General features: G+C 58.9%; 17 protein-coding genes and 5 pseudogenes. 19 read left to right on the forward strand and 3 right to left on the reverse strand.

Annotated elements, in window-relative coordinates; genetic code table 11:
- Window positions 1-18: 18 nt before the first annotated feature.
- Window positions 19-915 (reverse strand): LysR substrate-binding domain-containing protein, encoded by an 897-nt coding sequence (locus HT737_RS21530; RefSeq protein ID WP_047291896.1) that lies wholly within the window; start codon window positions 913-915, stop codon window positions 19-21.
- A gap of 116 nt (window positions 916-1,031) precedes the next feature.
- Between HT737_RS21530 and HT737_RS21535 the strand changes: the two genes are divergently transcribed.
- The 8 genes and pseudogenes from HT737_RS21535 to rpoS all read left to right on the forward strand — a co-directional run bounded on the left by HT737_RS21535 (window position 1,032) and on the right by rpoS (window position 8,255).
- A complete protein-coding gene (locus HT737_RS21535) occupies window positions 1,032-2,144 on the forward strand; it encodes an S-(hydroxymethyl)glutathione dehydrogenase/class III alcohol dehydrogenase (protein WP_047291898.1) in 1,113 nt (370 codons plus the stop codon).
- A gap of 66 nt (window positions 2,145-2,210) precedes the next feature.
- Entirely contained in the window at window positions 2,211-3,056 is an 846-nt protein-coding gene (gene fghA / locus HT737_RS21540) for an S-formylglutathione hydrolase (RefSeq protein WP_182403964.1), read from the forward strand.
- Window positions 3,057-3,100: 44 nt separating this feature from the next.
- Window positions 3,101-3,574, forward strand: a complete 474-nt coding sequence (ispF, locus tag HT737_RS21545; protein ID WP_027611044.1) for a 2-C-methyl-D-erythritol 2,4-cyclodiphosphate synthase — start codon at window positions 3,101-3,103, stop codon at window positions 3,572-3,574.
- Window positions 3,571-4,629: pseudogene (truD, locus tag HT737_RS21550) on the forward strand (tRNA pseudouridine(13) synthase TruD). Before ispF ends, truD begins: the two are co-directional and overlap by 4 nt.
- Window positions 4,617-5,368 (forward strand): annotated as a pseudogene (gene surE, locus HT737_RS21555) (5'/3'-nucleotidase SurE). The pseudogenes truD and surE overlap by 13 nt, the downstream one beginning before the upstream one ends.
- A gap of 41 nt (window positions 5,369-5,409) precedes the next feature.
- Window positions 5,410-6,045 (forward strand): protein-L-isoaspartate(D-aspartate) O-methyltransferase, encoded by a 636-nt coding sequence (locus HT737_RS21560; protein WP_169841266.1) that lies wholly within the window; start codon window positions 5,410-5,412, stop codon window positions 6,043-6,045.
- A 212-nt stretch (window positions 6,046-6,257) separates the two neighbouring features.
- Entirely contained in the window at window positions 6,258-7,139 is an 882-nt protein-coding gene (locus HT737_RS21565) for a peptidoglycan DD-metalloendopeptidase family protein (protein WP_131671884.1), read from the forward strand.
- 105 nt (window positions 7,140-7,244) lie between these two features.
- Window positions 7,245-8,255: an RNA polymerase sigma factor RpoS gene (gene rpoS, locus HT737_RS21570; RefSeq protein ID WP_016985073.1), complete on the forward strand. Its 1,011-nt coding sequence runs from the start codon at window positions 7,245-7,247 to the stop codon at window positions 8,253-8,255.
- A 580-nt stretch (window positions 8,256-8,835) separates the two neighbouring features.
- Here rpoS and fdxA read toward each other — a convergent pair.
- A complete protein-coding gene (gene fdxA, locus HT737_RS21575; protein WP_003222178.1) occupies window positions 8,836-9,159 on the reverse strand; it encodes a ferredoxin FdxA in 324 nt (107 codons plus the stop codon).
- Between the two features lie 163 nt (window positions 9,160-9,322).
- Window positions 9,323-11,894: pseudogene (gene mutS, locus HT737_RS21580) on the reverse strand (DNA mismatch repair protein MutS).
- Window positions 11,895-12,138: 244 nt separating this feature from the next.
- Here mutS and HT737_RS21585 point away from each other — a divergent pair.
- The 11 genes and pseudogenes from HT737_RS21585 to HT737_RS21635 all read left to right on the forward strand — a co-directional run bounded on the left by HT737_RS21585 (window position 12,139) and on the right by HT737_RS21635 (window position 20,712).
- On the forward strand, window positions 12,139-12,885 hold the full coding sequence (locus tag HT737_RS21585; RefSeq protein WP_182403965.1) for a bifunctional 2-polyprenyl-6-hydroxyphenol methylase/3-demethylubiquinol 3-O-methyltransferase UbiG: 747 nt from the start codon (window positions 12,139-12,141) through the stop codon (window positions 12,883-12,885).
- A 221-nt stretch (window positions 12,886-13,106) separates the two neighbouring features.
- Window positions 13,107-13,841 carry an XRE family transcriptional regulator gene (locus HT737_RS21590; protein WP_095669240.1) on the forward strand — a complete coding sequence of 245 codons (735 nt, stop codon included), beginning with the start codon at window positions 13,107-13,109 and terminating at the stop codon, window positions 13,839-13,841.
- Between the two features lie 527 nt (window positions 13,842-14,368).
- On the forward strand, window positions 14,369-14,710 hold the full coding sequence (locus HT737_RS21595) for a phage holin family protein (RefSeq protein WP_182403966.1): 342 nt from the start codon (window positions 14,369-14,371) through the stop codon (window positions 14,708-14,710).
- Window positions 14,711-14,782: 72 nt separating this feature from the next.
- Window positions 14,783-15,304, forward strand: coding sequence for a hypothetical protein (locus HT737_RS21600; RefSeq protein ID WP_121184035.1), 522 nt, complete (start codon window positions 14,783-14,785; stop codon window positions 15,302-15,304).
- A gap of 3 nt (window positions 15,305-15,307) precedes the next feature.
- A complete protein-coding gene (locus HT737_RS21605; RefSeq protein ID WP_121184037.1) occupies window positions 15,308-15,916 on the forward strand; it encodes a phage baseplate assembly protein V in 609 nt (202 codons plus the stop codon).
- A 14-nt stretch (window positions 15,917-15,930) separates the two neighbouring features.
- Window positions 15,931-16,263 carry a phage baseplate protein gene (locus tag HT737_RS21610; RefSeq protein WP_047291927.1) on the forward strand — a complete coding sequence of 111 codons (333 nt, stop codon included), beginning with the start codon at window positions 15,931-15,933 and terminating at the stop codon, window positions 16,261-16,263.
- Window positions 16,260-17,256 (forward strand): annotated as a pseudogene (locus tag HT737_RS21615) (baseplate J/gp47 family protein). Before HT737_RS21610 ends, HT737_RS21615 begins: the two are co-directional and overlap by 4 nt.
- On the forward strand, window positions 17,253-17,888 hold the full coding sequence (locus tag HT737_RS21620) for a phage tail protein I (RefSeq protein ID WP_182403967.1): 636 nt from the start codon (window positions 17,253-17,255) through the stop codon (window positions 17,886-17,888). The pseudogene HT737_RS21615 and the gene HT737_RS21620 overlap by 4 nt, the downstream one beginning before the upstream one ends.
- Window positions 17,889-19,851 (forward strand): annotated as a pseudogene (locus tag HT737_RS32415) (phage tail protein).
- Window positions 19,852-19,866: 15 nt separating this feature from the next.
- Window positions 19,867-20,424 (forward strand): DUF4376 domain-containing protein, encoded by a 558-nt coding sequence (locus HT737_RS21630; protein WP_374011191.1) that lies wholly within the window; start codon window positions 19,867-19,869, stop codon window positions 20,422-20,424.
- Window positions 20,425-20,526: 102 nt separating this feature from the next.
- Complete coding sequence (locus tag HT737_RS21635; RefSeq protein ID WP_047291936.1) at window positions 20,527-20,712, forward strand: hypothetical protein; 186 nt, start codon at window positions 20,527-20,529, stop codon at window positions 20,710-20,712.
- The last annotated feature ends 1 nt before the right edge of the window (window position 20,713 follow it).

The following is a 20,713-nucleotide window of genomic DNA, read 5'->3' on the forward strand; positions in this document are numbered from 1 at the left end:
GGCTGCGATCTTTTGCTTTTAAATTCGATACTCCGGCCGCTCGGCCAACCCTTCCTTCAAGAAATCCACCAGCTTGCGCACCTTCGGCGACAAATGCCGCTGCTGCGGATACAAGGCCCACACCGCCGTATTCGGCGGCTGATGCGCCTCCAGCAGCGAAATCAGTGCCCCGCTGTGCAAATGCTCAAGCACGTAATAGTCCGGCAACTGACATAAACCGACCCCTTGTAGCGCTGCATCCAGTACCGCCTGCCCACTGTTGCAGCGCCAGTTTCCCTGAACACGTTGGGAAAATTCCCGCCCGTTCTGTTCCAGTTGCCACAGATCCGAGCTGCCGATCAGGCAATTGTGCCGGCTCAGTTCCGACAAACTGTGTGGGCGGCCATACCGTTCCACGTAGGACGGAGACGCGCACAGGTACATCCGACGCGGCGCCAGGCGAGTGGCGACCAATCGCGAATCCTGTAACCGGCCCAATCGGATCGCCAAATCCAGCCCCTCATGCACCAGGTCGAGTTGGCGATTGGTTAACTCGACGTCGACGCGCAGTTGCGGGTATTGCCCCATGAAGCGTGTCACCAGCGGCACGATGAAGCGCTCGCCATAGGCCACGGCGCAGGTCATGCGCAACATGCCTTTGGGCTCGCTGGTCAGATCGCCAACCGCGCGCAGGGCTTCTTCGCGACCGTCCTGCAGGCGTTGGCAATGCTGCAGGAAGGTTTGTCCGGCTTCGGTCAGCGTCACGCGGCGGGTACTGCGATAGAGCAGACGCGTCTGCAAGCGCTCTTCCAGTCGTACGATTTGTCGACTGATGTGCGAGGACGAAACCCCAAGACGCTCTGCTGCGGCGGTGAATTGGCTGCATTCGGCAACGGCGACGAACTCGTCAATGCCTTCCCAGCGGTTTTCCGACATTGGGATTATCCCTGTATGGCAATAATGTTTTGCTTTGGCCCGGATTATTCATCAGATCGCGCTGTACTACACTGCCGGTCTGGTTTTTTATTCAATGGATTCACTGGAGAGTCAGCATGATCAAGTCGCGCGCCGCCGTTGCCTTCGAGGCCAAGAAGCCGCTGGAAATCGTAGAAGTCGATGTGGCCATGCCCAAGGCCGGTGAAGTATTGCTGCGCGTGGTGGCTTCCGGAGTCTGCCACACGGACGCCTACACCCTGTCCGGTGCGGATCCGGAAGGTATCTTCCCGTCGATCCTTGGCCACGAAGGTGGCGCGATTGTCGAAGCCATCGGCGAGGGCGTTACCTCGGTCGCCGTCGGTGACCACGTGATTCCGCTGTACACCCCGGAATGCGGCCAGTGCAAATTCTGTAAGTCGGGCAAGACCAACCTGTGTCAGGCGATTCGCGCTACGCAGGGCAAAGGTCTGATGCCGGACGGCACTTCGCGCTTTTCCTACAAGGGCGAGACGATTTTCCACTACATGGGCACGTCGACCTTCTCCGAGTACACCGTGCTCCCGGAAATCTCCGTGGCGAAAATCGCCAAGGATGCGCCACTGGAAAAGGTCTGCCTGCTCGGTTGCGGCGTGACCACCGGTATCGGTGCGGTGATCAACACCGCCAAGGTCAAGCCGGGTGACACCGTGGCGATTTTCGGTCTGGGCGGCATCGGTCTTTCGGCCGTCATTGGTGCGGTGAAAGCCAAGGCCGCGCGGATCATCGCCATCGACATCAACCCGGCCAAGTTCGAAATCGCCAAACAGTTGGGCGCCACCGATTGCGTCAATCCGAAAGATTTCGATCGTCCGATCCAGGAAGTGATCGTCGACATGACCGACGGCGGCGTCGACTTCTCCTTCGAGTGCATCGGCAACGTGCAACTGATGCGCGCGGCGTTGGAATGCTGCCACAAGGGCTGGGGCGAGTCGGTGATCATCGGCGTGGCCGGTGCCGGTCAGGAAATTTCGACCCGTCCTTTCCAATTGGTGACCGGGCGCGTCTGGCGCGGTTCGGCGTTTGGCGGCGTGCGTGGCCGTACCGAGTTGCCAAGCTATGTCGACATGGCGCAAAGCGGCGAGATCCCGCTGGATACCTTCATTACCCACACCATGGGTCTGGAAGACATCAACAAGGCCTTCGATCTGATGCACGAAGGCAAGAGCATCCGCACCGTCATTCATTTCTGATCAATCGCGACGTCCCGGCTACAGATCTTGAAGGGTTTGTAACCGGGGCCGCGTAGGAGTCTTTACATGAGTCTGGAAAACATCTCCTGTCAGAAAAGTTTCGGCGGCTGGCACAAGCGCTATCGCCACCGTTCCGACGTGCTTGGTTGCGACATGGTGTTTGCCGTGTACCTGCCGCCGCAAGCGGAACAGGGCGGCAAGTTGCCAGTGCTTTACTGGCTGTCCGGTCTGACCTGCACCGACGAGAACTTCATGCAAAAGGCCGGCGCGATGCGCATGGCCGCCGAACTTGGCCTGATCATCGTCGCACCGGACACCAGTCCGCGCGGCCCGGATGTGCCGGGTGATCCGGATGGCGCCTGGGATTTCGGCCTCGGCGCCGGGTTCTACCTGAATGCCACGCAGGAACCGTGGTCGCGGCACTATCGGATGCATGACTATGTCGTGCAGGAATTGCCTTCATTGGTTGAAGCGCATTTCCCGGCGTCGGACAAACGCAGCATCAGCGGCCATTCAATGGGCGGCCACGGCGCTTTGGTTTGTGCGCTGCGCAATCCGGGGCGTTACCAGTCGGTCTCGGCGTTTTCGCCGATCAACAATCCGATGGATTGCCCGTGGGGACAGAAGGCGTTCTCGCGCTATCTGGGTGAAGACCGTTCGAAGTGGAAAGAATGGGATGCTTGCGCGCTGATTGCCGAGGCCGGCGAAAAACTGCCGTTACTGGTCGATCAGGGTGATCGCGACGACTTCCTCGAAAACCAGCTCAAGCCCGAAGCCCTGCAACAAGCGGCAAAACAAGCGGGTCATCCGCTGACGTTGCGCCTGCAACCGGGCTACGACCACAGCTATTTCTTCATCTCAAGCTTCATAGATGACCACTTGCAGCATCACGCACGCGCCCTGCGCGGTTAATGCAGGTAGAATCACGCCCTGACAAAAATCGGGGCGTTTTTTTTATGCGTATTGGCCACGGCTACGATGTGCACCGTTTCGCTGAAGGCGATTTCATTACTCTGGGCGGCGTGCGCATTGCACACGGCTTCGGGCTGCTCGCTCACTCCGACGGTGACGTCCTGCTGCACGCCTTGAGCGATGCCTTGCTCGGCGCGGCCGCGCTGGGTGATATCGGCAAACACTTTCCGGACACCGACCCGCAATTCAAGGGCGCCGACAGCCGCGTGCTGCTGCGTCATGTGGTCGCGCTGATCCACGCCAAGGGCTGGAAAGTCGGCAACGTCGACAACACCATCGTCGCCCAGGCACCGAAAATGGCCCCGCATATCGAAGCGATGCGTGCGTTGATCGCCGCCGATCTTCAAGTTGAACTGGATCAAGTGAACGTGAAAGCTACCACCACTGAAAAGCTCGGCTTTGTCGGTCGCGAAGAAGGCATCGCCGTGCATTCCGTTGCCTTGTTGCTGCGCGCATGAACGAACTGCAACTGCTCGGCCCGCGCGCCTATGGCGAACCTCTCGGCACTGCGGTTCTGAAAGCCATCGCCGAAGATTTTCAGGTCGATGAGGTGCTCGACATCCCGTTCAGCGGTGATGGCGAACACCTGTGGATCTGGGTGGAAAAACGCGGTTTGAACACCGAAGAGGCAGCGCGGCGGATTGCCAAGCCGCCGGGGTGCCGTTGCGCACCGTCAGTTATGCCGGGCTCAAGGATCGTCAGGCGCTGACCCGTCAGTGGTTCAGCGTGCAACTGCCGGGCAAGGCTGATCCGGATCTGTCGGCGGCGGAAAACGACACGCTGAAGATCCTCAAGACCACGCGCCACAAACGCAAGCTGCAACGCGGCGCGCATTCGGCCAACGGCTTCACCTTGCGCCTGACCCAGTTCGCCGGCGACAAGGACGCAATCGAGCAGCGTCTGCAACTGATCGCCAGACAAGGCATTCCCAATTATTTCGGTGCCCAGCGTTTCGGCCATGACGGCGGCAACGTCGTTGATGCGCGTGTCTGGGCTGCGCGCAAGGCATTGCCCGAGCAGCGCAATGTGCGCTCGCGGCTGCTGTCGACGGCGCGCAGTTTTCTGTTCAATCAAGTGCTGGCGGCGCGGGTGGCCGATGGCACCTGGCAGCAGGCGCAAGTCGGCGATCTGCTGGCGTTCACCGACAGCCGCAGTTTTTTTCCCGGCCGGTGAGGCCGAATGCAGCGATCCGCGCCTGGCGATTCTCGACCTGCACCCGACCGGCCCGCAGTGGGGCGAAGGTGACTCACCGGCCACCGGCGCTGTCCATGATCTGGAGCAGGGGATTGCTGCTCGCGAGGCGGATCTGCGCGATTGGCTGATCAACGCCGGAATGAACCACGAACGTCGCATCCTGCGGCTGCCCATTGGCGGGTTGTCGTGGCATTATCCCCAGCCTGACATTCTGCAACTGGAATTCGTCCTCCCGGCCGGATGCTTCGCCACCGTATTGGTGCGCGAACTCGTTGATCTGGTGCCGGTGGGGCAGACGGACAGCCCATGCGTATTCTGATTTCTAACGACGATGGGGTAACCGCACCCGGTCTCGCCGCGCTTTATGCTGCGCTGGCGGATTACACCGAATGCGTGGTTATCGCCCCGGAGCAGGACAAAAGCGGCGCCAGCAGTTCGCTGACGCTCGACCGTCCGCTGCACCCGCAATACCTGGCCAATGGTTTCATCAGCCTCAACGGAACACCGACCGACTGCGTGCATCTGGGCCTCAACGGCCTGCTGGAGCGCGAACCGGACATGGTGGTTTCCGGGATCAATCTCGGTGCCAATCTGGGCGATGACGTGCTGTATTCCGGCACGGTGGCCGCCGCCCTCGAAGGGCGCTTTCTCGAGCGCCCTTCGTTTGCGTTTTTCGCTGTGTTCGCGCCAGGTGGACAACCTGGCGACAGCCGCACATTTCGCGCGCAAACTGGTCGAGGCCCATGCCGGGCTGGACCTGCCACCGCGCACGGTGCTGAGCGTGAACATTCCCAATCTGCCGATCGACCATATTCGTGGCATTCAACTGACCCGTCTGGGCCATCGCGCCCGCGCCGCAGCCCCCCATGAAAGTGGTCGACCCGCGTGGCAAGGCCGGTTACTGGATTGCCGCTGCCGGCGATGCCGAGGACGGCGGGCCAGGCACCGACTTTCATGCAGTGATGCAGGGCTACGTTTCCATCACCCCGTTGCAGCTCGATCGCACCTTCAATGATGCCTTCAGGCATCTCGACGGCTGGCTGGAGGGACTGCGCTAATGGCTCGTGAACACGAAGACAGAATGCGCAGCGGCATCGGCATGACGTCGCAGCGTACGCGCGAACGTCTGATCCAGCGCCTCTATGAAGAAGGCCTGTCCAACGCCAAGGTGCTGGAAGTGATCCGCCGTACGCCGCGTCATCTGTTTGTCGATGAAGCGCTGGCGCACCGTGCCTATGAAGATACCGCGCTGCCGATTGGCCACAACCAGACCATCTCCCAGCCTTATATGGTGGCGCGCATGAGCGAGCTGCTGCTGGAGGCCGGGCCTTTGGACAAGGTGCTGGAAATCGGTACCGGTTCGGGCTATCAGACGGCGGTGCTGTCGCAACTGGTTGAGCGGGTGTTCTCGGTCGAGCGCATCAAGGTCCTGCAGGACCGGGCCAAGGAACGTCTGGTCGAGCTGAACCTGCGCAACGTGGTGTTCCGCTGGGGCGATGGCTGGGAAGGCTGGCCGGCGTTGGCGCCGTACAACGGCATCATCGTCACCGCCGTTGCGACCGACGTGCCGCAGGCGTTGCTCGATCAGCTGGCACCGGGCGGGCGGATGGTGATTCCGGTCGGCTCTGGAGAAGTGCAGCAACTGATGCTGATCGTGCGTGAGGAACACGGTTTTTCCCGTCACGTGCTGGGGGCGGTGCGCTTCGTGCCATTGCTCAATGGCCCACTGGCCTGAGCATTTATTTGCGCGCGCTGAATTCCTTGCGTTGGCCTGTGTCTTACACCGGCAGCGAAGGTTTAAACGCTACGAATTGCCCAAAGGCAAACGTGTGCGTGAAGCGTTTTCGCATCTTTAACGGTAAAGCCCATTCGGCCCGTTATACTTGCGACACTACTTGCCGCGATTCGGCATTCCACATATTTAAGCCACCACAAAGGGAGCGGCGGGTGAGTCTCACAGTCATTGCGCAGCGTATGGGTAACACGAGCTTTCAGCGCCTGGTGACTGGCCTTGTATTGAGCACCTTGCTGGTCGGTTGCTCCAGCACCAAATCGAGCAACGTGCGGGTGGTCGATCGCAACAGTGCGGCGGCTCAACGTCCCGTGGTAACGACCGGGCAGTATGTAGTCCGTCCGGGTGATACGCTGTTTTCCATCGCTTTTCGCTACGGCTGGGACTACAAAGCCCTCGCGGCCCGGAACAATATTCCTACGCCGTATACGATCCACCCGGGTCAGACAATTCGCTTTGATGGCCGCACCGGCTCAACGCCGACGGCGGTGGTCAGCAACAGCAGCTCTTCGCCGTCTTCGTCGAGTAAAACCACGGTAATCCGGCGTCAGGCGAATGGCACGACGACCACTACCGTGACCGGTTCCGGCGCCGGTTCTGCGGGGGCTGCACCGTCCGTCGCGAGCAAACCGGCCCCGGCTCCGCTGCCTCCACCGGGGCCAGCCCCGACCGGCTGGGGATGGCCATCTAATGGCATTCTGATTGGAAAATTCTCTTCAAACGGTAGTTTGAATAAAGGAATTGATATCGCCGGAGATTTGGGACAGCCTGTTTTAGCTGCGTCTGATGGGACGGTGGTTTACGCCGGGAGTGGCTTAAGGGGCTACGGCGAATTAGTCATCATCAAACACAGCGAAACCTACGTCAGTGCCTACGGACATAACCGCAGGCTGTTGGTACGGGAGGGGCAGCAGGTCAAGGTCGGACAGACAATTGCCGAAATGGGGTCAACGGGTACAGACCGGGTGAAACTGCATTTTGAGATTCGCCGACAAGGTAAACCTGTAGATCCGCTGCAGTTCCTGCCCAGACGTTGATTTGAGGCCAGCCTGTTCCGTCGCGTAGAGGGGACAGGCTCCAGCGCTGCCAAGGATAAAGGCGTCGCTTGAGCTTGGGGTCGAACTCACCAAAGGACTATAACAATGGCTCTCAGTAAAGAAGTGCCGGAGTTTGACATCGACGATGAGGTTCTCCTTATGGAGGCCGGCATCGATTCGGAATCTTCGATGTCGAATGATGAAGGGGCTGCTCCACCTTCCGTTCGTTCCAAATCCAAACACTCCGCTTCACTTAAACAACACAAGTACATCGACTACACTCGGGCACTCGATGCCACGCAGCTGTATCTCAACGAAATCGGCTTTTCACCACTGCTCTCCCCGGAGGAAGAAGTTCATTTTGCGCGTCTGTCGCAAAGTGGCGACCCTGCCGGGCGCAAGCGCATGATTGAAAGTAACCTGCGGCTGGTCGTGAAGATTGCCCGGCGTTATGTCAATCGGGGGCTGTCGCTGCTGGATCTGATCGAAGAGGGCAACCTCGGCTTGATCCGCGCGGTGGAAAAGTTCGATCCCGAGCGCGGTTTCCGCTTCTCGACCTACGCCACCTGGTGGATTCGTCAGACCATCGAGCGTGCGATCATGAATCAGACCCGGACCATCCGGCTGCCGATCCATGTGGTCAAGGAGCTCAACGTGTACCTGCGGGCGGCACGCGAGCTGACGCAAAAGCTCGATCACGAACCTTCACCCGAAGAAATCGCCAACCTGCTGGAAAAACCGGTGGGCGAGGTCAAGCGCATGCTCGGCCTGAACGAGCGGGTTTCTTCGGTTGACGTCTCGCTGGGTCCGGATTCGGATAAAACCCTGCTGGACACCCTGACGGATGACCGTCCGACCGATCCATGCGAACTGCTGCAGGATGACGACTTGTCGCAGAGCATCGATCAATGGCTTTCGGAACTGACCGACAAGCAGCGCGAGGTGGTCGTTCGCCGCTTTGGCCTGCGCGGCCATGAGAGCAGCACGCTGGAGGATGTAGGCCTGGAAATCGGCCTGACCCGGGAACGGGTGCGGCAGATCCAGGTAGAGGGCCTCAAGCGCCTTCGTGAAATCCTCGAGAAGAATGGTCTGTCGAGCGAGTCGCTGTTTCAGTAAGCGCCTCTGAGAACCATCCATAAAAGCCCCGAATGGTTCGGGGCTTTTTTATTGTCTGAAATCTCTCCCTGTAGGAGCTGCCGAAGGCTGCGATTCTTTTGATTTTGATCTTTAAAGCAAGATCAAAAAGATCGCAGCCTTCGGCAGTTCCTACAGATACAGAGGAGAGGGCTGGGATTTGTAGTCTCGCGGCGTAAGCCTTGGCTTACTCTTTCGTAAGCGTTCCCTATTTTTGCAGGACGGCAGACGTCGATTGCTTCCCGACAATAAACATAACCTACTGATTCATATACTTATTTTTTAATGTGAAGGACTTGTTTCAGTGCTTTCCAGCCTGGAAGGCCGATTGCTCTCGGCAGGGAACTCTCTAATATCAGCACTGTGTCGACGGACAGACACGCCCTTCAAGGAAGAGGGGAACGGACATCGCAGGACGCGATTCATCAGGACGATGAAAAGGAATACAGGGAATAGGGAAAAAATGTGGGCGGGTCAAACCGCCCCTTTTTTTGCCTGTAGAAAAGTAAAACCCGCAAAAGCAAAAAGGCCCGCAAGGGGCCTTTTCGTAACGCGCGACAGATCAGCGTTCGAGGTCTTTGATCTTGCCTTTGACGCCATCCCACTCTTCGGCATCCGGCAGCGATTCTTTCTTCTCGGTGATGTTCGGCCAGATTTCGGCCAATTCAACGTTCAGCTGAATGAACTCCTGCATATCCTCCGGAACTTCGTCCTCGGAGAAAATCGCGACGGCCGGGCATTCCGGTTCGCACAGGGCACAGTCGATGCACTCGTCCGGGTGAATCACCAGGAAGTTCGGGCCTTCGTAAAAGCAGTCCACCGGACAGACTTCTACGCAGTCGGTGTACTTGCACTTGATGCAGTTGTCGGTGACGACGAAGGTCATTTCTAATTTTCTCCTCAGGCGGCGGCAGCGTAGCCCCTTCACGGTTGGGGTCGCCAGGTTCGGGAGCGATGTCTGCCAGCCAGGCTATTAACCGGCAGCATCCCGAACCGCGCGAGATTCTAACAGCTTGAAGCCGTTTGCGTTATATCCGGTTCTTTGCTGCTTAGATCCGGTTCTTAAGTGCATATAACAATTCGAGTGCTCGACGCGGGGTCAGGTCATCGAGATCCACTTTCGCCAATTCGTCCAGCACCGGATGCGGCAGGCTGGCAAACATGTCGCTTTGCTGCGGGGTCGCCGGTTTGCCTTTGATGGCAGGCTTGGGCGCTTCGTGCGGCAATGCGGTGTCTTCCAGCCGGCTCAGATGCTCACGGGCGCGCGCGATCACTTCGCTCGGTACACCGGCCAGTTGCGCCACGGCCAGGCCGTAGCTTTGGCTGGCAGGTCCCGGCAAGACGTGGTGCAGGAACACGATGCGCTCGTTGTGCTCGGTCGCGTTGAGGTGCACGTTGGCCACCAGCGGCTCGGCTTCCGGCAACACGGTCAGTTCGAAATAGTGTGTGGCAAATAAAGTATAGGCGCGCAGATGTGCCAGGCGCTCGGCAGCGGCCCATGCCAGCGACAGACCGTCGAAGGTGCTGGTACCGCGACCGACCTCGTCCATCAGCACCAGACTGCGTTCGGTGGCGTTGTGCAGAATGTTGGCGGTTTCGCTCATCTCGACCATGAAGGTCGAGCGGCCGCCGGCCAGGTCGTCGCTGGAGCCGATCCGGGTGAAGATCCGGTCCACCAGCGACAACTCGCAACTGGCCGCCGGGACGAAGCTGCCGATATGCGCCAGCAGCACGATCAATGCGGTTTGGCGCATGTAGGTGGATTTACCGCCCATGTTCGGCCCGGTGATCACCAGCATCCGGGTGTTGTCATCCAGGCTCAGGTCGTTGGCCACAAACGGCGTGGTCAGCACCTGCTCAACCACCGGGTGACGCCCCTGGGTGATACGCATGCACGGCTCGCTGACGAAACGCGGGCAGTTCAGGTCAAGGTTCAGCGCACGCTCGGCAAGGTTGCTCAGCACGTCCAGCTCGGCCAGTGCAGCAGCGGTGTCCTGCAACGGCGGCAACTGGCTGATCAGATCTTCCAGCAGCGCCTCGTAGAGCATTTTCTCGCGGGCCAAGGCACGGCTCTTGGCCGACAGCGCCTTGTCTTCGAATGCTTTCAGTTCCGGCGTGATGAAGCGCTCGGCGCCTTTGAGAGTCTGGCGACGGATGTAATCGGCCGGCGCGGATTCTGCCTGCTTGCTCGGCAGTTCGATGAAGTAACCGTGAATGCGGTTGTAACCGACTTTCAGGTTAGCCAGGCCGGTGCGGGCCTTTTCCCGGGCTTCGAGGTCGATCAGGAACTGCCCGGCGTTTTCGCTCAGCGATTGCAATTCGTCGAGTTCGCTGTCGTAACCGGTCTTCAGCACGCCGCCATCGCGGATCACCGCGGGCGGGTTGTCGATGATGGCTTTTTCCAGCAGCGCCGCCAGTTCCGGGTAGGTGCTGGTGGTGGTGGCCAGGCGTTGCAGGTGCGGCGCTTCCAGGTCGGTCATTGCCACTTGCAGTTGCGGCAGGGCACCGAGCGCGTCGCGCAGGCGCGCGAGGTCACGAGGTCGCGCATTGCGCAGGCCGATCCGCGCCAGAATCCGCTCGATGTCGCCGATTTCCTTTGAGCTGCGGCTGCAGCTTTTCGAAACGATAGCCATCGAGCAGACAAGTGATCGAGGTCTGCCGCGCCAGCAGCACGGTCAAATCGCGCAGTGGACGGTTCAGCCAACGAGTCAGCAGGCGGCTGCCCATCGCGGTCTGGCAACGATCGACCACCGATTGCAACGTGTTGTCGCGCCCGCCGGCCAGGTTGGTATCGAGTTCTAGATTGCGGCGGCTCGCGCCGTCGAGTACCACGGTGTCGTCCAGACGCTCATGACGCAGGCTGCGCAGATGGGGCAGGGCGGTGCGCTGGGTTTCCTTGGCGTAGGCCAGCAGGCAACCGGCGGCACCGATGGCCAGGGTCAGGGTTTCGCAACCGAAGCCTTTCAGGTCTTGCGTGGAGAACTGCTGGCAGAGACTTTTCAGCGCCGAATCACGCTCGAAATCCCACGGCGCGCGACGACGCACACCACGGCGTTTTTCCGCCGGCAGGTCTTTTGGCCAGTCGTCCGGAATCAGCAGTTCCACCGGGTTGACCCGCTCCAGTTCCGCCAGCAGGTTTTCCCAGCCTTTGATCTCCAGCACCGTGAAGTTGCCGCTGGTGATGTCCAGCACCGCCAGACCGAACAGACGCTCATCGCCCAGCACCGCTGCGATCAGGTTGTCGCGCCGTTCATCCAGCAACGCCTCATCGCTGACCGTGCCCGGGGTGATGATCCGCACCACCTGACGCTCCACCGGGCCCTTGCTGGTGGCGGGGTCGCCGACTTGCTCGCAGATCACTACCGACTCGCCAAGCTTGACCAGTTTCGCCAGGTAACCTTCCGCCGAGTGGTAAGGAATCCCGCACATCGGAATCGCTTGCCCTGCCGACTGACCGCGCGCGGTCAGGGTGATGTCGAGCAACTTGGCAGCCTTCTTCGCGTCTTCATAGAAGATCTCGTAGAAGTCGCCCATGCGATAGAACATCAGCTGATCCGGGTGCTGATTCTTCAGGCGCCAGTATTGCTGCATCATCGGGGTGTGGTTTGAAAGGTCGGTCATACGCGGAGTTCAGCTCTACCTGTCTATTTGAAAACTCATATCTGTCTAATGGTACAGGGAATTTTTCGGCATTGTTGCCGGCTGGCTCGGATAGCCCTGAACCAGGCTACTTCATGACACTTCAGTCACTTGGGGCGCGGTTAATGCAGGAAAGAATAATTCCGCGAACCTTGTAAAGGGCGCTCTGGTGTATGATGCCAGCCTTTAAATGTGCGTCGCTGAAGACAGATATAAGGAAAATAGCATGGGATTTTTTGATGAATTTCCTCGGTTTTATAAGACCAGCCAGACGAGCCCGTTTCCGGATCGCCTGAACTCCCGGTACCGAGCCATCATGGAACGAAACGCTGAACTGATTCGAGGGAAGCGAGTTCTGGACATTGCCAGCCATGATGGTCGTTGGTCCTTTGCTTCCCTTCAGGCTGGTGCTGCACATGTCACCGGAATCGAGCCGCGCAAGGAATTGATTTCAAATGCTGTTGAGACGTTCACCGAGTACGGGATCGATAGTTCTCGATACGAGTTCCTGCAAGGTGACGTATTTGACCAGATCAAAGGCAAGACCTTTGACGTGGTTTTCTGTCTTGGCTTTTATTACCACACTATTCGCCATGCCGAGCTGTTCGACCTGATTGAGCGCACCGGCGCAAACTTTGTTGTCATCGACACCGAAGTTACGCCAATGTCCGAGGAGTTGGCAGATCCATCCAATAACGATCCACGTGTGGTTTACGGCAACCCGTATGGCGTTCAGATGCTGCTTGATCAGGTAGATGATCAGCAGATGGCGTGGACTGACTCCCTCACTCGCAATGGTTTCACCATCGTCGGAAGGCCTTCGCGCCAGGCTGTAAAATTCATGGCCAAGCATTTTGGTTATGAAACAGAGACGTTTAATTGGGAAGAGTATTTCCAGAGCAACCCCGAGGCCAGAGTTTCCATGGTCGACTACTCGGAAGGTTGGAGAGACACGTTCTTTTGTAAGCGATAAAATCCGATTTTCAAAAGCCCGCCATTGAACGGGCTTTTTTCCGCCAGCAGGAGGAGTGGTCACAAAGCGGTGAGCCAAGTGTTGATAGGGGGTAGCTGAAAGCTGGTTCTGAATGACGCGTGAGTGGTTACATAAGCGTTTCTGCATCAAATATTTATTTATGCATTATCTATGCGATTTAGCATTTGTCTTCACAAAAAACTTCAAGCAATATGCGCGTTATGCAAAAACGCAACGTATCCTCCGTCTTAAGAGCACTGCTCGACCAGCACGGGATCTCCCCCACGGAGCTCCACCGTCGCACCGGCGTGCCTCAATCAACGCTCTCGCGGATTCTCAGCGGGAAGATCGTCGATCCTTCGGATAAACACATTTCGAAGATTGCCGAATACTTCAATGTGAGCACTGATCAATTGCGTGGCCGCGCGGATGTCCCGACCGCGACCGGCGGCGCGCGCGATGACGTGCATGCGGAACTCAAGGACATAAGCCTGTGGGACGACGATACCCCTGTCGATGACGACGAGGTGTCGGTGCCCTTTCTTCGCGAGGTTGAATTGGCTGCTGGATCAGGAAGATTCGTCATCGAAGAGAGCGAACGCTCTAGCCTGCGCTTCGGCAAGCGCAGCCTGCGCCATAACGGTGTGCAGTTCGACCAGGCCAAATGCGTGACAGTGCGCGGTAACAGCATGATGCCGGTGTTGCGGGACGGTGCCACGGTCGGAGTCAACGCCGGCAAGTGCGGCATTGGCGACATCATCGATGGCGACCTGTACGCGATCAACCACAACGGTCAATTGCGCGTGAAGCAACTCTATCGCCTGCCTACCGGCATCCGTCTGCGCAGCTTCAACCGCGATGAGCATCCGGACGAGGACTACAGCTTCCAGGACATGCAGGAAGAGCAGATTGTCATCCTCGGTCACGTCTTCTGGTGGGGCATGTACGCCCGATAGATTTCACCGTCTCGGAAAACCCGCCGCATGGCGGGTTTTTTTTCGTCTGAACAAAATCCTCGACGCCTTGATTTATGCGGTCTGCATGCGTCCGTGCATTTCTTGCGCATAAATAAATGCATTTATGCATTGACTGTATATGCATCCATGCATATTCTTGCCACCAAGCCGCTCGACAAAGCGGCTGGCAACAACAGCTCTTTAGTTCCACAAGAACAGGCAGCGATGAACCGGCCTCAACGGTTCAGAGGGTTGGCAACTGACCCGGGTGTGCAGCGTAAAGCACCAAGAGCAGTTATCCGGCGGGCAGGGACCGCGGTCGGAAAAACAATTTGAACGGACTCGTACCGCGCCAGTAGCGCCGAAAAGTCAGCTTCCTTCTCGAATACAGGATTTGAAGGAAGGCGAAGGAGCGCATTACTGAAAAGCCCGGTGCATTGGCGCCGGGCTTTTTGGAATGCCTACCTGAAGAGACATCGCTTGAACCCAACACACAATACTCATCAACTAGAACCAGGAGGCGTGACATGACAAACGAGCAACAAGCGTTGGCGGACATGCCGATCTGGCTGGTCATCCTCCTCGCCGTAGTGGGCGGGGTGTCCGGCGAAATGTGGCGCGCCGACAAGGAGGGCGCCCGCGGCTGGTCATTGCTGCGGCGTCTGGCCCTGCGCTCCGGCGCCTGCATGATCTGCGGCGTCTCGGCGATCATGCTGCTGTATGCCGCCGGATTATCCATCTGGGCCGCTGGTGCCTTCGGTTGCCTGACCGCCATGGCCGGTGCCGACGTCGCCATCGGTCTGTACGAACGCTGGGCCGCCAAGCGCATCGGCGTCGGCGAAGTTCCCCCGCCGCGCGATCCCCAGTAACTCAACACTTTCCTGCCTCGCTGCAACTGATGCGGCGGGGCTGCGCGTGGACAATTGAAAAGGAGGTCATGCATGCCCGCACCGATCCAGCAGCCTTCGCAGCTGTTCACGGCGATGGCGACAACCTTGCGCAACAGCGCCGGCCTGACTCTGCAGGTTGGCAATCACGACGACTTCACAGCACCTGGCGCTCAGGCCTGGGCATTGATTGACTTCGACCGTAATGCGCCCGGAGTGCGTGGCGCCGACGGACGTATCGCCCACGTCATGACCGTATCGCTGCAAGTCATTCCGGCACTTTCTGCGAGTGCATTTGCCGCGTGCGATCTGATCGCGGTGCTGAAAAACCTGATCACCGACAACCGTTGGAACCTGCCCGGCGATCAATGCGATTTGCCGATGAACATTGATGGTTTGCCGTCAGTGCTCATCCGCGCCGAGCAGCAATACAAGGCGTGGACCCTGACCTTCACCCAGACCCTCTACCTCGGCCCGACGCTGCTCGACGACCCGCTCGGTACGCCCAAATTCGCCCGTACCTGGGAAGTCAGCAACATCGACGACCCCGACCAATACACCGTGCTGGAGGCCTGACCGATGTTCGACGCAGTACTGCGCATGCAACTGGGGCCGATCATCGAGCGGCTGGCGGAGATGGAAGCGGAGATCGACGACTTGCACCGCCGCGCCGAGAGTTTCTGTCGCATCGGCATCTGTCAGACAGTCGATGCGGCGAGCAACACTTGCCAGGTCAGCCACGGTGGACTGCTGACACCAGCCATCAAGTTCTTCAACCCGAGCGCCGGAACGCAGAGCGAATCGCGGATTCCTAGCGTGGGCGAGCAGTGTCTGTTGCTCAACTACGGCAGCGGTGAAAGCGGCGCGCAGAGCGTGGCGTTGTTCGGCCTCAACAGTGACCGATTTCCGCCGACGGCGACGGTACCGACGCTGACGCGCCGCGTTTATGTCGACGGCACTGAAAGCGGTTACGACGACGCCACACACATTCTGCACTGGCAGAACGGCCCGGCGGCTTTCACCGGTTCTCGCGAATCGCTTGCACTGAGCATCGGCCCGGCGCAACTGACGATGACGCCGCAGCTGATCAGCCTGCAACTGGGCGGCGTCGGCCTGAGCATCGACGCCTCGGGCGTGCACTTCAGCGGCCCGTTGGTGGATCACCAGGGCCGCGTCATCAGCCCCTGAATCAAGAGCTTCCCATGATCGGAATCGATAGAGACTCCGGGGCCACGGTCGACGACTGGCTGCAGTTTGTGCAGCGCGCGACACGAGCCCTGACCACGCCGCTGGGCACCCGGCAAAAAAGGCCCCTTTATGGCTCGCTGATCCCCACGCTGCTGGGGCAGAACCTCGGTGACGACGTTTTGCTTCTGGCCCAGAGCCACGCGGCTCAAGCGTTTTACAACACGCAGAACGGGATCAGCGATTTTCAGCCGAGCGTGATCGTCGCCAGCCGCCAGGGCGCGGGTCTGCTGCTGCGCTTCGCCGGTACCTGGAAAAACCGTCAACAGACATTCGAGGTCGTGACATGAGCATGTTGATCCCCGGCCAGAATCAATTGGCCGAACCGGCGCTGATCACTGTCGACGCCTTCGAAGACTTGCTCGCCGAGTTCAAGACCTTCGTCGTCGAGTACGTCGGCGCCCGAGCGCCGGACAGCGCAGCGAAACTCAAGACCAGCCTCGACAACGAGAGCGAACTGCTGACCCTGGCGCTGGAAGCCTTCTGCGTACGCCTGCAAACCCACGAGCGCAAATACAACGCCCGCATCAAGCAGATGCTGGCGTGGTGGGCGACCGGCAGCAACCTCGACGCACGCCTGGCGGACATGGGCCTTGAAAGGCAGTTGCTCGACGCGGGCGACCCAGCAGCCTTCCCGCCAATACCACCGATTTATGAAAGCGACGACGACGCCCGGCTGCGTTATTACCTGGCGCCACATGCCCCCGGCTGCGGGCTCGCGGATGCAGTATCGCCGCGAGGTATTCACCCTCGGTGAACGGCCAACGGTGAAGGTCGAATCGACGGATGGAGGTGTGGTGAATGTCACCTACACCTTCAACCCGGACGGCCTCGCCGCACAGGTCAAGGACGGCAACGGTCGCCGCACCGCACCGGGCGAAGTGCAGGTCACGGTGCTCGCTCGGGAGGGAGATGGGACACCGTCGCAAGCCCTGCTTGATGGCGTGCGTCAGCACTTCGCCCGCCCTGATGTGCGACCGGAAACCGACCTCGTCACGGTCAAGGCTGCCGACATTCAGCGCTACAAGATTCGCGTGGTGGCGAAGATCAATTCCGGCCCCGACTCGGGCCTGACCAAAGTCGCCGCACAACAGCAATTGCAAGCCTACGCCGACAGTTGCCATCGCCTCGAAGGGCGGGTCGATCCGAGCTGGATCGACTACACACTGCACAGCGCCGGCGCCGTGCAACTGCAGATTCTTGAGCCGCTGGCGCCGATCATCACCAGCGCCTTCGAGGCGCCGTACTGCACGGCGGTCGAGGTCGAGGTGCTGACGCTATGAGTGAGCCAACGCATCGCCCGACGTTGCTGCCGGCCAACAGCTCGGCACTCGAACGTGGACTGGATCTGGGCTTCGGCGCACTGCTTGATCGCATCGCGCCGCCGTTCCCCGAACTGATGAATCCGAACGAAACGCCGGTCGCCTTCCTGCCGTATCTGGCAGCGGATCGCGGTGTCGCCGAATGGAGCACCAGCGCACCGGAAACTGAGAAGCGCCTGACCGTCGAACTGGCCTGGCCCACTGCGCGCCAGGCGGGCACCCGCAAGGCGCTGGAGAACGCGGCCAAGGGTTTGCAACTGCGCCCCGAAGTCCGCGCCTGGTACGAACAGACGCCGCCCGGCGTGCCTTACAGCTTCAGCGTACGCGCCTTCAGCGAGCAGCCTTACAGCGCAGAAATCGACGCCCGTCTCGACCGGCGTCTGGCCGATGCCAAGAGCGAACGGGACATTCTTTCGGTGACAGTTGGCTTGAGCGCGTTCGGCAGTCATTCCATTGCCGCTGCGACCTTTTGCGGTGAGCTGACCACGGTTTATCCGGTGTTCATCGAGGGGCTCGAAACCTCGGGAGAGGCGTTCCTGGCTGCCGGCATGTACGCCGTCGAAACATCCACTATTTATCCTCAGGGGGCCTGAATGGCTGACTATTACACCCTGCTCACCAACGCAGGGATTGCCTACGAAACGGCGTGCAAGGCCGCGGGTTTGCCGATCAAGTTGACGCAGATTTCCGTCGGCGACGGCGGCGGCGCGGTCTACAACCCGGCCGCGACGGCTACCGCGCTGAAACGCGAAGTCTGGCGCGGTCCGCTCAACGCGCTGTTCCAGGACGAGAAGAATCCGAGCTGGCTGCTCGCCGAAGTCACCATCCCCCCCGGACATCGGCGGCTGGTACGTGCGTGAAGCGGGGCTGTGGACCGACACCGGTATTCTCTACGCCATCGTCAAATACCCGGAGTCGTTCAAGCCGGTGTTGGCGACGTCGGGCTCGGGTAAAGAGTTCTACATTCGCTCGATTTTTGAGACCAGCAATGCGTCGTTGGTGACGTTGCTGATCGACGACACGGTGGTCAAGGCCACCCGTGCGTGGGTGGCTGGTTACGTGGCGGATGAACTGGCTAAGCTCGACAAAAAACAGTCGGTACGGGTCGCAACCAAGGCAAATATCGTATTGAGCGGCGCCCAAATGATTGACGCGGTTGCTGTCATTTCAGGCGATCGCGTGCTCGTTAAAAACCAGACGCAAGCAAAAGACAACGGAATTTACATTGCGGCAAATGGTTCCTGGATTCGGGCGAAAGATGCGGATACCAGTGCGAAGGTAACGCCTAATCTAGAGGTTACGGTGGAAGCAGGGGCAACCCTCGCTGATACGATCTGGCAGCTGACTACAGATGGCCCGATAGTACTTGATACAACCCCATTGACGTTCCAAGACGTGACGGCAGGTTTTGCCCGTTTGATGTCGCCCGCGTTTGAGGGGGGGCCGACCTGTCCAACGCCGGCGCAATTCGATGGTAGTCAGTTGCTGGTCAACTCTGAGTTCGTGCGGCGCCATGGATTGCAATATTCGTCGTTCAAATCGGTTGGTACTAGTTATGTCGTGACGCTGGCTGACATTGGTGGGCTAGTCAGTCTTTCGAATGCCGGACCGATCACTTGCACCCTCCCGCCGACCTCGTCGGTTCCCGCTACGGCAACTGCGATCATCACGATAGTCAACGCTGGTACCGGGGCTGTAACGATTTCCGCCAACGCTGGTGGAGACACCCTGAATACGTCGACCGGGGTTGTTGGGCCAATTGTTCTTGGTCTGGGGGATACGGCAGAGTTCATCAGGTTAAATGGACAATGGCGTTTGATAGGTGGAAGCATCGCCATCCGCTACACAAGTGTTATCAGCGCACCTGTATTCACCACTCAGCCACAGTTCGACACCGGCAAGGCACTTGCCACCACAGAGTTCGTTCAGCGTGCGCTAGGAAATTTCAGCGGTCAGACGAACATCGTGACTTTACCGGCTTCGCTGACTCCGGCCATGGCCGGGCGCAGAATCGTTATAAACGGGCCGGGAGCCGTGACACTGCCTCCACTGGTCGCCAGCCCCGTTGGGTCCAAGTTCTACGTCCTAAACATCGGAACAGCTGACGTGACACTGAATCGTCAGGGCAATGACACCATCGTAGCGCTAGCTAAAACGCTTACCAGTGTTACGGTTCAGAGCGGTTCCAATCTTGTTGTTACTTGTGGCGACAACAATTATGTCGTTGAGGAGGGCGCTTCTTCGCTGAAGTATTCCAATGAATTTTCAGCGTTGTTGTCACCGAACGGCTATCAGCAGCTCCCGAGTGGATTGATTATTCAATGGGGCACCACCACTACCACGGCGACCGCAGACCTGGCTGTCTTGTTCCCGATGACATTTCCGACGAGGTTGGTATCCCTCAATGGGGCCGCTTATATCGGTGGCGGCACCACTCGAGATACAAATGTCATGCTTCGAACTGATGGGCTGGGTAAGGCAGGATTCAGTGCGGGTGCTTTCCTTTCCGGAACGCGGGTCGCGGAAGCGTTCTATTGGAACGCTATTGGCTGGTAAGCCTGAGGATTTATTGTGAGCGTAAAACTGGTTCTATTTGATGAACAGCAAAACCTCTCGGGTCGTTACGACTCTGGAGTACATGGAAATAATATTCCTGAAGGTGCAATCGAGATCAGCGATGAGCTCTTCCTGAGAACGATCTATGAAACAGACGGTGTGTGGCAGTTGGTCGATGGAGAAGTGGTCAAATCGCCGCTTCCGAAGATTGAGCCAAATTACCCAGCTTTGTTTGCTGCCAAGCGCTTTTTACACGAGGCGTCCGGTATCTTCGTAGGCGCGCTTAGTATCGAGACCACTCGAGACAGTCAGGCGCTGATTGCAAGCACCGGACTATCCGCGATTCTCGACCCCGAGTACCGCTGCAACTTCAAAACCCTCAATGGTTTTGTCGAAATCGGCGCCGAGCAGATTCTCGCCATTGCCAAAGCTGTAAGGGCGCACGTCCAGGCTTGCTTCGACCGAGAGCTTGAGTTGCTCCGGGCCATTGAGGCGGGCAGCTACTCCGAGGAAATGCTCAAAGAAGGTTGGCCGGAATCTCTACCAGCGACATCCGTCTCATCTCTACAGTAAACACCCCGCACCCCGTGGCGTTTTCTTATCCGCTTAAAACAAATCAACACCCGCCAAAGCCCCTCCCCACGAGGGGCTTTCCCGTTTATGGAGAAACGAAAAATGGCAACCCGCCAAACCTACACCGTGCTCGTTCCATTCCCCACCGGCGGTGGGCACTGGTCGAGCGTCGGTCAAGACCTTGATCTGCTCGACGTCGAGGCCAGTGCCCTGCACAGCGCCGGGCGACTGGAACTGAAAACACCTACCACCCAGGCCAAAAAGGCCGCTGCCAAGAAGGCTGACTAAC

This window comes from Pseudomonas sp. MD195_PC81_125, assembly GCF_014060985.1.
Classification (GTDB): domain Bacteria; phylum Pseudomonadota; class Gammaproteobacteria; order Pseudomonadales; family Pseudomonadaceae; genus Aquipseudomonas; species Aquipseudomonas parakoreensis.

Bases quoted from the DNA above. Each gene is read 5' to 3' on its own strand.
- HT737_RS21530 (WP_047291896.1), bottom strand. From the start codon at position 915: ATGTCGGAAAACCGCTGGGAAGGCATTGACGAGTTCGTCGCCGTTGCC.
- HT737_RS21535 (WP_047291898.1), top strand. From the start codon at position 1,032: ATGATCAAGTCGCGCGCCGCCGTTGCCTTCGAGGCCAAGAAGCCGCTG.
- fghA (WP_182403964.1), top strand. From the start codon at position 2,211: ATGAGTCTGGAAAACATCTCCTGTCAGAAAAGTTTCGGCGGCTGGCAC.
- ispF (WP_027611044.1), top strand. From the start codon at position 3,101: ATGCGTATTGGCCACGGCTACGATGTGCACCGTTTCGCTGAAGGCGAT.
- HT737_RS21560 (WP_169841266.1), top strand. From the start codon at position 5,410: ATGACGTCGCAGCGTACGCGCGAACGTCTGATCCAGCGCCTCTATGAA.
- rpoS (WP_016985073.1), top strand. From the start codon at position 7,245: ATGGCTCTCAGTAAAGAAGTGCCGGAGTTTGACATCGACGATGAGGTT.
- fdxA (WP_003222178.1), bottom strand. From the start codon at position 9,159: ATGACCTTCGTCGTCACCGACAACTGCATCAAGTGCAAGTACACCGAC.
- HT737_RS21585 (WP_182403965.1), top strand. From the start codon at position 12,139: ATGGGATTTTTTGATGAATTTCCTCGGTTTTATAAGACCAGCCAGACG.
- HT737_RS21590 (WP_095669240.1), top strand. From the start codon at position 13,107: ATGCAAAAACGCAACGTATCCTCCGTCTTAAGAGCACTGCTCGACCAG.
- HT737_RS21595 (WP_182403966.1), top strand. From the start codon at position 14,369: ATGACAAACGAGCAACAAGCGTTGGCGGACATGCCGATCTGGCTGGTC.
- HT737_RS21600 (WP_121184035.1), top strand. From the start codon at position 14,783: ATGCCCGCACCGATCCAGCAGCCTTCGCAGCTGTTCACGGCGATGGCG.
- HT737_RS21605 (WP_121184037.1), top strand. From the start codon at position 15,308: ATGTTCGACGCAGTACTGCGCATGCAACTGGGGCCGATCATCGAGCGG.
- HT737_RS21610 (WP_047291927.1), top strand. From the start codon at position 15,931: ATGATCGGAATCGATAGAGACTCCGGGGCCACGGTCGACGACTGGCTG.
- HT737_RS21620 (WP_182403967.1), top strand. From the start codon at position 17,253: ATGAGTGAGCCAACGCATCGCCCGACGTTGCTGCCGGCCAACAGCTCG.
- HT737_RS21635 (WP_047291936.1), top strand. From the start codon at position 20,527: ATGGCAACCCGCCAAACCTACACCGTGCTCGTTCCATTCCCCACCGGC.